This is a genomic window from Ensifer sp. YR511 (assembly GCF_900103045.1).
Taxonomy (GTDB): domain Bacteria; phylum Pseudomonadota; class Alphaproteobacteria; order Rhizobiales; family Rhizobiaceae; genus Ensifer; species Ensifer adhaerens.
Map to the genome: position 1 here is coordinate 1 of NZ_FNGR01000045.1, position 12,275 is coordinate 12,275.

Genomic DNA, 12,275 nt, shown 5'->3' on the forward strand with positions numbered 1-12,275 from the left:
ATGGTCGAACTTGCTGCTCGCGGCGGCGATCTGGACCGGAATAAACGCAGATGTCGAAGACGGCGATGGTGGATGTGCCTGGGTGTGTTTCCTGATCCATTTCCAAACGAGGTTCGCATTGACCCCGTCTTCTCGCGCAAGTTTCGATACTGATGCACCGGGCTCAAGGCAGGCTGTAACAAGGCGATCTTTCGACCCTTGATCGAAGCGCCGCCTTCCATTCCGACCGACCAGTCGTACCGCGAGTTTTTGACCTTCATCCATCACTTGGTGTCCACCTCTTTTAGGTGGACACCTCATGCCAAAGCTCACTCAATTGCAGAAGGTGCGGAGAAATTCGCGCTTACGGCAGGTCTCGCGCATTTTCGGATGTGAGGCCCATCGAATGATTGCGCGTCGCGAGTGCACATCGGGCGAACTAACCTAGCCTCAACCTTTGCGGGTGCGGGGTGCTGTGAAAGCTAAGGTAGAGCGACCAAGTCCAAAGCGTCGTTGCCCTTGACTTTATATCTTTGAATATATATTTTGAGGCCACAGATGAGCTATGAGGTGAAATTCCATACTGATTTCGTTCCTGAATGGAAGGAGTTGGAAATGGGGTTAAAGGAACTAGTAGGCGAAGTGCTTGACCATCTCGAAGAGGAAGGCCCTTTTCTAGGGCGTCCGGAGGTTGATACGCTTGAGGGTTCCACTCATAAGAATATGAAAGAGATTAGAGTTAAGTATGGACAGCAGGTTTGGCGGTTCGCATTTGCCTTTGACCCCAACCAAAAAGCAATTGTCCTTTGTGGAGGGGAAAAGCAAGGTATCAGCCAGGACCTGTTTTATAAACGGCTGATCAAAAAGGCAGACCCTCGGTTCAACGCCTGGTTAGAGGAGTTAAAAAAATGAGCGCTGATTGGAAGACTTTACGCTCCGAACTTCCTGAAGATGTTCAGGCTCGGCTAAACTCTAAACGTGAAGAGCGCCGCTTGGGTAGGGCGTTGTCGGAAGTGCGTAAGGCGATGCAGGCGACGCAGCAGGATGTGGCTGCACGCGCTTCGATGACGCAAAACACCGTCTCGAAGATCGAACGCTCAGATGATGTCCTCATTTCGTCTGTTGTGCGCTACATGCACTCAATTGGAGGTGGCGTCGAAATTGTTCTGAAAACGCCTGATGGAAAAGCTCGGCGCGTGGACTTCGATCCCGAAATCTACGTAAAGCAGATGGCGTAGGCAGCCAATACAACGTCCCCTTCCTCCCTGAGGCCACATCGCAAACCATGAGTTAGCGCAACCCTAGGTACAAGTGGGGTTAACGTGTTTTTGGGGACAACCGTAAGGAACCCGTACAACTGCTGACCTCGGCCTCCGCTCCCGGCATCGCAATGTTCCAAAGTGTGGCTGTCGAAAGTCACATGAGGGAGGGCCGTCCTTGGATAAGGTTAGCACAATCGGTTTGGATATCGCCAAGCATGTCTTCAAGTGCATGGGGTAAACGCGGTGGGCGCGGTAGTGGTCCGGCGAAAGCTGCGACGTGACGATATAGCAGGCTTCTTCAGGGTATTGCCGCCGTGCCTGATCGGAATCGAAGCGTGTGCGCGACCGGACAACCCGGGTCCTCATGGCGCTGGGGCACGAGGTACGACTGATGCCGGCGTCCTACGTCAAGCCATACGTGAAGCGGCAAAAGAATGACGCGACGGATGCTGAGGCGATCTGCGAGGCGGTGGCGCGACCGACGATGCGCTTCGTTTCGGTGAAGAGCGAGGAGCAACAGAGTGTCCTGATGCTGCATCGCGTCCGTGAACTTCTGATCCGGCAGCGGACAATGCTGGTGAACGCTTTGCGTGGCCACCTGGCGGAGTTTGGCATCGTAACGCGACAGGGCATAGTCGGTGTTGGAATGCTGATCACTTTGATCGAAGACGAGGGCCATAATCTCATCCCTCCGCTTGCGCGGTCCGCGCTTCTTTCGCTGACCGGGCAGTTGCGGGAGGTGCACGAGAAGGTTGGCGAGATGGATCGCCAAATTCATGCTTACATCGCTCGAACGAGCTGAGCCGTCGCCTCGAGACCATCCCTGGAATTGGCCCGATCACTGCCAGTGCAATCGCAGCGACAGTAACAGACGCGTCGCCCTTCAAGTCCGGCCGACAATTGGCGGCGTGGATAGGCCTGGTGCCGCGGCAGAACTCATCGAGTGGCAAAGACCGGCTCGGAAGGATCAGCGTACAAGGTGATTCCTATCTCCACAGGCTTCTCGTCGTCGGGGCGCATGCGGTCCTTCGGTTCAGCCGCAAGGCGAAAGTTGCGCCGACGCGTTGGGCGGCCGAGCTACTGGCGAAGAAGCAGTACAACGTTGTCGCTGTTGCCCTGGCGAACAAGATGGCGCGGATCGTCTGGGCGTTGATGACAACAGGCATGCGATTTGAGGCGGCCGCGTCCTTTGAAAAATCAGGCGGCTGCAGGAATTGGTGAGGTGCAAATGGTGTGATGGCGAAAGGTGGAGCCGGGATCGGACTAACCCGATCAGTGGGTGTCGCTTGAAAGCGCGTTGACCTGTCTGGGATCTGATCAGCGGACTACATCAGGGCCAGCGGCACGAACAAGCCGCAATCAAAGGCCGAATACATGCCTGCACCCGACCAATCTGTCGAAACACTAAACTGCCCCTTGGCACCCGGAGGCCGTCCATACATGCCACTGAAGTTTCATCCGGCTGCGATTAGACCGTATGTTCGCGTGAACCGCCCCAAGTTTCTGGACCAGCTGAGGGTAGAGTTTTCCGGTCTATCTCAGCGAAGCGGGCTGGCGACGCTTCCCGGATTCATCAGTGAGAGCGGTGCCTTGTTGCCGATCGCACCATGGGGCCGAAATACTGTAGTCTCAGCGCCAACCCTCCATCTTTTCGCGGGCGTCCGCAAGGGTCAGGAACCAATGCTGGTTCAGGCACTCCGTCGGAAGCGGCCGTTGAAGGCTTCGATAAAAGCATTGTCCGTGGGTTACCCGGCCGTGAGAAGTCCACGATCACGCCCTTGGCATGGGTCCACGGGTCGAGATCGCGAGACACAAATTCTGTACCCTGATCGACACGGATCGTCTTCGGATAGCCAACCTGCCGGCACACCCGTTCCAGCGTTTGCACCACGTCTTCACCGCGATGCTGTGACGCGGATCAAGCACTGGTACGTAGCGCGAGAAGGTGTCGACCACCGCAGCGCAAACGCAACGCGTTTGTCGCGAGAACCCGCTGTTTCTTTCCGGTCGCGAGCTGATCATGCACGAAGTCCATCGCCCACACGTCGTTCGGACCGATCGCCATCTGCCGATCTTCCCGAAGCTTTGCCTTGACCCTGCGCTTCGGCGTCTTGTTGCGTAACTGCAGGCCCAAGTCTCTGTAAATGCGATAGGTTCGCTTGATGTGGGTGCTCCAACCTTCGCGTTCCAGCAGCACATGCACACGGCGGTAGCCGTAGCGCACGCGCGTTTCGCAAATCTCCTGAATACGACGTTCCAGACCGGCCTGATCGGCACGGCGAGAGGTGTAGTGGTAGGTCGACCGATCCAAGTCCAACGCCCCACAGGCACGCGGGATCGAGACCGGGCGGAGGACATCAGCAAGATCGTATTGGTACACGAGAACAGATCGCCGGACGTACGCTCGCGATGACGTGAGCGCCCTGCGTGTTGTCGCTTCATCTTCGGCAAGGAAGATTATGCGCTGGAGCTTCATCGGCATCTACCGGAAGGCCGCCGTAAACGTCGTCCTCACAGCTCCCGGAAACCCCGTAATGGCGCTTTCCAGGTGTCCTTAGTTTCACAACTAATGATGATCGATCGCAGTTCGGCGATCTGTCATCGCGCGGTCAGTCAGAAGCTGACGCGCGCACCGATCTTGGCACCAGCCGACTGTGAACCGTCGCCTTCGATATTAAATAGTAACGAGAAGTCGAAGTCCCAGTTGTGGTTGTTTGAAAGAGTAAGCCCGGCCGACACCCTCCCGAACAGGCCCTCGCCATCGAGCGAGGCAAAGCCGACATCCGCGCCGACCGTGGGCGACAGAGTCACGCCGTTCTCCAGTTCCAGCGTCCGCTCGACATCGAAGCCCATGCTGAAACGTGCCTGCTCTTCGACAAAGCCCCTGAGATCGATCGCCTCGCCCAAGGCATTGGTGACGCTGTAATCGTCGGTCTCCTCGGTGAAATAGACCGCGCGGAGCTTCGGCGTGAGCACGGTCATTTGGTCCAGTTGCCATTCGCCAGTGAGCTTCACATCCGCCATCCAGCGGCTAGTGTCGAAGCTGCCGTGGAAGATACCCGTGTCGATGTCGTTCGACGAGCCGCCATAGAGCAAGTTGGCATCGAGGAAGAGGCCCTTACCGATTTCGAACGAGGCATAGGGGCCGGCAAGCCAACCATTGCCCTTCAGTTCGGCGTCCTCGTCGGTTGGGTCCGTCATGTAGTCGTAGTGGAACGACAGGCCGACGAGCATGCGGTCATTGACGAGATAGTCGGCGCCGACGGAAAACAGCCCGAAGTTACCCCATTTGTCGCTTTTGTCGTCTTCGTCTTTATGGAACAGGAAGCTGCCGTTCATCCAGATGTCGAAGGGGCGATTGGTCATCACGAAGGTTTCGTCGGCCGCGGCCGCATCGGCGGCATCGCGTGCCGCCTGGATCTGGGCGAGGCTGGAGGAGAAGCCAAGACGTGCGCCTCTTTCGGATGGCGTGACGGCCGTCGTTACCGGATCGGTGCTCCCTGCAGCCTTGCGCCGATCCAGGAGGCCTGGGACCCTGACTGTCGATGACAACAGGTTCTGCCTCGTGCGGACGAAATCGCGAACAAGACTGTCGATTTCCTCTCCCGCAGCCACTCGGTCCAGGGCAATCCTGTAGGTAACGCGTCCGACATTCGAAGTCCCGAGCGCGCTCTGCAACGTGTAACCGATGACGGCAGAGCCAGAATAGGACGGATTGGGCGTAAACCTGAGGTAATAGCCGACCGGTGTAAAGCTGCCGGCAGCCGCGAGTTCACCTTCGATAATCTCAGCCTTGCCAGCGTTGGGCGGTGTAACGGAAGCAATCGCGGCGCTGACGAATGGACCACCAGTTGCACCACTGTTGAGGTAGACGTTCTTCGGCGTCGACCCGGCGGGAACGTCAACGACGACGTCGGGTACGGTCACCGCTCGCCCCTTCAGTCTCAGCGTATAGGCCGCCGATCCACTTGCGCCGCGGCTGTCGACGACGGCAATCGTAAAGCGGTAATCATCGGGCGTCGCATCGCCGGCGATTGGCCCTGTCAGCTCTCCGGTGGATATGTTTAGGACCATGCCCTTCGGCAAGTCGCCGCTCTTAATGCTGTAAATGAGCCCGCCGACGCCTCCGGTTACCGAAATGCGCGCGGAATAGGTTTCGCCGACCATGGCGTCTGGCAGCGCACCGGCAGGTGGGCTGAAGACGAAACTGGTGGAAAGGACGGAGAGCGTATAGTTCGCCTGCCCTGTGGCACCGCTCGCATCCGTTGCTGTCACGGTGAAGCGGAAGTCACCGTCAGCGGTCGGCCTTCCGGAGATGCGGGCGCTGGCCCCATCCAGCATAAGGCCTCCTGGCAAGGCGCCTGATGTCACGGCGTAAGTAAAACCACCACCAACACCGCCGCTTGCGGAAATCGACGTGTCCGAGTAGGCGACGCCAAGTGTGCCGGATGGAAGCGCTGCGCCTGTGGCCGGCGTCAGCACGACCGGTAGAGCGGCGACCGTGATCGAATAGTTCGCAGTGGCGGAGCCACTGGTCGCCGCAGTCGCCGTCACCGTGAAGTTCGCCGTGCCGAGCGCTCCGACTGTCGGCGTGCCTGATATCGCGGCGTTCGACGCATTCAGGCTGAGGCCCGCTGGAAGCGAACCGGCCGTTACCGCATAACTGATCGTACCAACACCGCCGCTCGCTGAGATCGAAGTGTCCGAATAGGACGAGCCAACCGTGCCGCCGGAAAGTGCTGTGCCGGTGGCCGGAGAGAGCACCAGGGTCGGCGCCCCGATCGTGATGGAGTAGGCTGCAGAGGCAGAGCCGCTGATTGTGGCAGTTGCTGTCACGGTGAAGGTCGCCGTTCCGAGCGCGCCGTCCGTCGGCGTGCCCGATATCGCGCCGTTCGAGGCATTCAGGCTCAGACCCGCCGGCAGTGATCCGGCCGTTAACGCATAGCTGATCGTACCAACACCGCCGACCGTTGTGATTGACGCATCCGAATAGGACGAGCCGACGGTGCCGGCCGTAAGCACCGTGCCGGTGGCCGGCGTCAGCACCAGAGCCGGTGCTCCAATGGCGATCGAATAGGTGGCCGAGGCCGTACCGCTAGTCGCTGCCGTTACCGTCACAGTGAAACTTGCCGCTCCGAAGCCACCCGCCGTCGGCGTGCCTGATATCACGCCGGTCGCCGCATCAAGTGCCAGACCCGCCGGCAGCACGCCGGATGTCACCGCATAGCTGTACGTACCGACACCGCCACTCGCGGAGATCGATGTGTCCGAATAGGTGGATCCCACCGTCCCGCCGGAAAGCGCTGTGCCTGTTGCCGGGGTGAGGACGACGGGCGGAGCACCCACCGTGATCGTGTAGCTGGCCGAGGCGGAGCCAGCGGTTGCAGCCGTCGCCGTGACCGTGAGGTTTGTCGTACCGAACCCGGACGCTGTCGGCGTGCCGGTGATGGCACCGGTTGTCGCATCGATGCTCAGACCCGCCGGCAATGCACCGGACGTGATGGCATAGCTGATTGTACCCACGCCGCCGCTCGCCGAGATCGAGGTATCCGAATAGGACGCGCCGACGACGCCAGTCGCCAGTGCGCCGCCCGGCGGCGTCAGCACCACCGGCGGGGCTGCGATGGTGATCGAGTAGTTGGCCGCAGCCGAGCCGCTGGTCGCCGCGGTTGCCGTCACCGAGAAGTTCGCCGTTCCAAGCGCTGCAACGGTCGGCGTGCCGGTAATTGCCCCGGTGGATGCATCGAGGCTCAGGCCGGTCGGCAGAGCGCCTGATGTCACCGCGTAACTGAATGTTCCGACACCGCCACTGGCAGAAATCGTGGCGCCCGAATAGGCGGCACCCACCGTCCCGCCCGAAAGCGCCGTACCGGTTGCAGGTGTCAGCACGACGGCCGGCGCGCCCACGACAATCGTATAGCTTGCAGAACTGCTGCCGCTGGTCGCCGCTGTCGCTGTCAGGGTGAAATTCGCCGAGCCGAGCGCGGCATCAGTGGGCGTGCCGGTGATCGCGCCGGTCGATCCGTTGAGCGTGAGGCCGGTAGGCAGGGATCCGGCGGTCACCGCAAAGGTGATCGCCCCTGCGCCACCGCTCGCCGAGACGGAAGTGTCGGAGTAGGACGAACCGACCGTGCCGACCGAAAGCACCGTGCCGCTTGCCGGCGTCATTACGACCGGCAGTGCCCCGACTACGATCGTGTAGTTGGCCGCAGCAGAACCTGCCGTGGCCGCCGTGGCCGTCACACCAAAGTTCGCCGTGCCGAAGCCGGCCGCCGTCGGCGTTCCTGATATCTCGCCGGTGGCCGGATCAATGGCAAGGCCTGCCGGGAGAGCGCCCGATGTCACGGCATAGGTGATCGCACCCACACCGCCGCTCGCCGAGATCGACGTCTCCGAGTAGGACGATCCGACCATGCCGCCCGCAAGGGTCGTGCCGGTTGCTGGCGTTAGCACCACCGGTGGCGCCACCACCGTGATCGTATAGCTTGCTGATGCGGTGCCGCTTGTCGCTGCGATAGCCGTCACGGTGAAAGTCGTCGTGCCGAGCGCGGCTGCAGTCGGCGTGCCCGTTATCGCACCGCTTGCCGGGTCGATCGTAAGGCCGTCTGGAAGTGCACCGGATGTCACCGAAAAGCTGAGGCTCCCCAGGCCGCCGGTTGCGGAGATCGACGCACCCGGATAGGACGCACCAACGGTACCGGCCGAAAGCGCCGCACCGCTGGCCGGTGTCATGACCAAGGGCGGAGCTCCGACCTCAATCGAGTAGGTCGCCGAAGCCGAACCAGAGGTGGCCGCTGTGGCTGTCACCGTGAAGTTCGCCGTGCCGAATGCACCCGCCGTCGGCGTGCCGCTGATCGTGCCGGTCGTCGCATTCAGAGAGAGGCCATCGGGTACCGCTCCGCTGCTAACCACATACGTGAACGCACCCACACCGCCGCTCGCCGAAATCGTCTGTGAGTAGGCAGAACCGACCGTCCCGGCCGTCAGAGCCGTACCTGTGGCCGGTGTCAACACCACTGGTTGTGCTCCGACTATGATCGTATAGTTGGCGGTAGCCGAGCCGCTGGTCGCGGCCGTGGCCGTCACCTCGAAATTGGCCGTACCGAACCCGCCCGCCGTCGGCGTGCCGCTGATTGCACCGGTCGATGCATTCAGGGTGAGGCCCGCAGGCAAAGCGCCAGCGGTCACCGAATAGGAGATTGGGCCCGCGCCTCCGGTCGCCGAAATCGATGCGTCTGAATAGGCCGCGCCGACCGTTCCTGCCGTAAGCGTTGTTCCGTCTGCCGGCATCAGCACCACTGGCGTCGCGGCCACCGTGATGGAATAGCTGGCCGAAGCCGAGCCCGCGGTTGCGCCTGTCGCCGTCACCGTAAAATTATGCGTGCCGAACCCGCCGGCCGTCGGCGTACCACTGATCGAACCGGTTGACAGGTTCAGGGCGAGGCCCGCTGGAAGACCACCTGCTGTGACCGCGTAGCTGATCGTTCCGAGGCCACCGCTCGCCGAGATTGACGCACCGGGATAGATCGCTCCAACCGTGCCGCCCACCAAGGCGCCGCTTGCCGGTGTCAGCACAACCGGTGGTGCCGCGATCGCGAGCGAGTAGCTCGCCGAAGCCGAGCCCGTTGTCGCGGCCGTGGCCGTCACCGTGAAGTTCGCCGTGCCGAACCCACCCGCCGTCGGCGTTCCGCTGATCGCACCGGTCGATGTGTTCATCGAAAGACCCGCCGGCAGCGAGCCGGCCGTTATCGCATAGGTGATCGTCCCGACACCGCCGCTCGCCGAAATCGAGGTATTGGAGTAGGAAGCCCCAACCGTACCGGCGGTCAAAGCGCCGCTCGCCGGCGTCAGTGCCACCGGGGGAGCTGCCACCGTGATCGAGTAGTTGGCGCTGGCCGAGCCGCTGGTCGCAGCCGTCGCCGTCACCGTGAAATTCGCGGTTCCAATCGCGCCCACTGTGGGCGTGCCAGTGATCGCGCCAGTCGATCCATTGATGCTGAGGCCTGCCGGCAGTGCGCCGGCGGTGACCGCGTAGGTGATTGTACCAGACCCCCCGCTCGCCGAGATCGATGCGTTGGAATAGGAGGTTCCCACCACGCCGGCCGAAAGCGCCGTGCCGCTTGCCGGCGTCAGCGACACCGGCGGGAAGGCATTGACGGTGACGGTAACGTTCTGCGTGATGAAGTGCACCCCGCCGGTCGAGATGGTGGTGCTGTCCTGGACCTTCAGGTTGAAGGTCGAACTGCCAACCGCCGATGGCGTGCCGGACAGGAGCCCGCTGGCCGAGAGCGTAAGCCCAACGGGCAGGCTGCCGCTGTCGCGGGTATAGGTATAGCCCGGAGTACCACCGCTTGCCGAGAACTGGACGCTATAGGCCGCACCCACGCCGCCGTCCGGCGGAGTGTCCGGTGTCACGTCGATGACAGGCGCGGCGATGAGAACGCTGTAGGCCTTATCGAGCGTATTGGCCGTCGGCGTCGTCGAATCGACAACACGGACGGTAAAATTGTAGGGACCCGAGCCGGTCGGCGTACCGGAGATGACGCCGGAAGAGGAAAGGGAGAGGCCGGGCGGCAGATTGCTGCCTGCGACGAGCGAATAGGTATAGGGGCCGGTTCCGCCGCTCGTGCTGAGCGCCTGATTATAGGACGTGCCGATCACCGGCGTAGCAACGCTCGAAGGCGTGACCGTCAGCGGCGAGGATGAAGGCGTGATCGTAATGTTGAAAGTAATGGGAATGCCGAAATCATCCTTGACGATGAACGTGTCGGACGTCGCGCCGTCGCCGTTGTTGGTATAGATGAGCAGTGACACGTTTTGCGGCGTGCCGAAGGTCAGACTGCCGTGGGACGGGGAGGTGTCAGCAGGACCTTCAAAGCCGAAAACGGCGCAGTTGAACGTCGCAGTGCCGCCTGACGTTATCGTGGCAGTCTGCGGTGAACTACAGGCCGCCTGAGCCGCTGAGATCGGCCACAGAGCCGCCAGGCAAGCGAACATCACCAAAGCAAGGAGGTAGGCAACATTCGTGCGATATCCGCACACCAGGTTTGCCCAACCAATCGATTTCTGCGCCATTGTCCCGCCCTTGTGCGCACGGCACGTCACATGGACGGAAGTCCATCGCCACGATTAATCCGTTCACCGCCTCACCCACTGATTGACATGTATTTTTGAGTCACACAACCCTGCATCGTGCGACTTCTGCGGGAAACCTGATAAAAAGTTTGCAAGGCCACCCCTTCCCAACGTGCTCGTTATGAGAGAGAGTGCGCCGCAGGATAAATCCAGAGTCGTCAAGTTTTATCGGGATGGGGGAACCATGAGCGAACCTTTTGTGGGGCAGATCATGATGAGCGGATTCGGGTTTGCGCCACGCGGTTTTGCGCTGTGCAACGGCCAGATTCTGGGGATCAATCAGAATCAGGCCCTGTTCTCCTTGTTGGGGACTTACTACGGTGGCAACGGCTCTACCACTTTTGCACTGCCTAATCTGCAGGGGCGAACGCCTGCAGCGGCCGGTCCATCCTTCGACCCCAGCTGGAACCCGACACCCTATGAAATTGGAGAGGTCGGTGGCATTGAAGTTGTGACGCTCACGCAGCAGCAGATTCCTGCCCACCAACATCAGGGCAACGGGACGACTGCGCAGGCCAATCAGCGCAACCCGACGAACACACTTTACGGCACCACCTCCTTGCCGATCTATGCGCCAGCAGGCGAAGGGCAGGTTGTGCTGGCGCCCCAGAGCGTCGCGCCAGCGGGCGGCGGACAGCCGCACTCAAACATGCAGCCATTCAACGTCATCAATTTCTGCATTGCGCTACAGGGCGTCTACCCGTCCCGCAATTGAACCCAGCCGCCGGAGGATAACTAATGGGCACTCCCTATATCGGGGAAATTCGGATGTTTGGCTTTTCCCGCGTGCCGACCGGCTGGCAGGCCTGCGATGGATCGCTGCTGTCGATCGCGGAATATGACACGCTGTACACGCTGCTTGGCACCACCTATGGTGGCGATGGGCAGAACACGTTCGGCGTGCCCGACCTTCGCGGTCGCGTGCCCCTGCATCAGGGCACCGGGCAAGGCCTGAGCACGCGCTTACCCGGCGAACTTGGCGGCTCCGAAACCGTGACGCTTCTCGGGACCCAGCTGCCGCCGCACAACCATCCGATGTTTGCAACAACGACAGCAGCCAGTGCGACCGCTATCGGAACGAACACCGAGCTCGGTGCACTCTCGGGCAACACGATGTATGCCACTGATGTCACTGGCCTCAATGGGTTCAATACGTCCCCGAATTCGACCGGCCCTGCCGGCCAGACCCAGCCCCACGACAACATGATGCCGACGTTGACGGTGCAATTCTGCATTTCGCTCTACGGCGTCTTTCCGTCGCAAAGCTGATACAGCCCACATTGCACGATAAGGGAGAAGAAATGTCAGAGCCTTTCATTGGTGAAATCCAGCTATTCGGCTTCAATTTCGCGCCCCGCAATTGGGCGCTTTGTAATGGTGCGACGCTTGCAATTCAGCAGAACACGGCATTGTTCTCATTGCTGGGCGTGGCTTACGGCGGCAATGGCAGTACCACTTTCCAGTTGCCAAACTTCACCGGTCGCGCCGGCTTCAGTCAGGGCATGGCACCGGGACTTTCGCAACGCACGATGGGCGAGGTTGTGGGCGAAAGCGGTGTGACGCTGAGCAATCCTGAGATGCCGGCGCATTCGCACGGGTTCACGATCTACAACCAGAGCGATACGGCAAAACGGGTAAGCGCACCTTCTGCCGGCAACGCGTTGACACTTCCCATCGAGACCTCGGTCACCGCAAAGGACGCTCAGCCGAACGCGCAATTCGCGTCAAAGATGATCGGCTTGGCCGGCAACAACCTGCCGCATGAAAACAGGCAACCTTATCTTGCCGTGAACTTCTGCATCGCCCTCTACGGCAACTACCCGTCGTTCGGGTGATGTCGCCACTCGACATAGCCGCGACAGGATTTCCGACACGCCGCAATCCACCCCGGTTGACGGT

Annotated in this window: 7 protein-coding genes and 3 pseudogenes; 7 read left to right on the top strand and 3 right to left on the bottom strand. The window is 60.9% G+C overall.

Features of this window, described 5'->3' with window-relative positions:
* Positions 1-267: IS66-like element accessory protein TnpA (locus BLU15_RS35345; protein WP_143034328.1), on the bottom strand; the 267-nt coding region annotated here is incomplete at its 3' end.
* 270 nt (positions 268-537) lie between these two features.
* On the opposite strand from BLU15_RS35345, the gene BLU15_RS35350 reads away from it, so the two are divergent.
* The 3 genes and pseudogenes from BLU15_RS35350 (at position 538) to BLU15_RS35360 (ending at position 2,462) form a co-directional block, all read left to right on the top strand.
* Positions 538-891 (top strand): type II toxin-antitoxin system RelE/ParE family toxin, encoded by a 354-nt coding sequence (locus BLU15_RS35350; protein ID WP_090301834.1) that lies wholly within the window; start codon positions 538-540, stop codon positions 889-891.
* Positions 888-1,217 carry a helix-turn-helix domain-containing protein gene (locus tag BLU15_RS35355; protein ID WP_090301836.1) on the top strand — a complete coding sequence of 110 codons (330 nt, stop codon included), beginning with the start codon at positions 888-890 and terminating at the stop codon, positions 1,215-1,217. Before BLU15_RS35350 ends, BLU15_RS35355 begins: the two co-directional genes overlap by 4 nt.
* Positions 1,218-1,416: 199 nt before the next feature.
* A pseudogene (locus BLU15_RS35360) lies at positions 1,417-2,462 on the top strand (IS110 family transposase).
* Positions 2,463-2,779: 317 nt separating this feature from the next.
* On the opposite strand, the pseudogene BLU15_RS35365 reads toward BLU15_RS35360, so the two are convergent.
* A pseudogene (locus BLU15_RS35365) lies at positions 2,780-3,585 on the bottom strand (IS3 family transposase); the annotation flags it as partial.
* A 90-nt stretch (positions 3,586-3,675) separates the two neighbouring features.
* Here BLU15_RS35365 and BLU15_RS40440 point away from each other — a divergent pair.
* Positions 3,676-3,786, top strand: a pseudogene (locus BLU15_RS40440) (IS30 family transposase); the annotation flags it as partial.
* A 68-nt stretch (positions 3,787-3,854) separates the two neighbouring features.
* On the opposite strand, the gene BLU15_RS35370 reads toward BLU15_RS40440, so the two are convergent.
* On the bottom strand, positions 3,855-10,055 hold the full coding sequence (locus BLU15_RS35370) for a putative Ig domain-containing protein (protein ID WP_176960455.1): 6,201 nt from the start codon (positions 10,053-10,055) through the stop codon (positions 3,855-3,857).
* 505 nt (positions 10,056-10,560) lie between these two features.
* Between BLU15_RS35370 and BLU15_RS35375 the strand changes: the two genes are divergently transcribed.
* The 3 genes from BLU15_RS35375 to BLU15_RS35385 are packed head-to-tail and all read left to right on the top strand — an operon-like array spanning position 10,561 to position 12,211.
* Positions 10,561-11,091 (top strand): phage tail protein, encoded by a 531-nt coding sequence (locus tag BLU15_RS35375; protein ID WP_090301840.1) that lies wholly within the window; start codon positions 10,561-10,563, stop codon positions 11,089-11,091.
* A gap of 53 nt (positions 11,092-11,144) precedes the next feature.
* Positions 11,145-11,645 carry a phage tail protein gene (locus BLU15_RS35380; protein WP_244546921.1) on the top strand — a complete coding sequence of 167 codons (501 nt, stop codon included), beginning with the start codon at positions 11,145-11,147 and terminating at the stop codon, positions 11,643-11,645.
* A 32-nt stretch (positions 11,646-11,677) separates the two neighbouring features.
* Positions 11,678-12,211: a phage tail protein gene (locus BLU15_RS35385; RefSeq protein WP_090301844.1), complete on the top strand. Its 534-nt coding sequence runs from the start codon at positions 11,678-11,680 to the stop codon at positions 12,209-12,211.
* Positions 12,212-12,275: the final 64 nt, after the last annotated feature.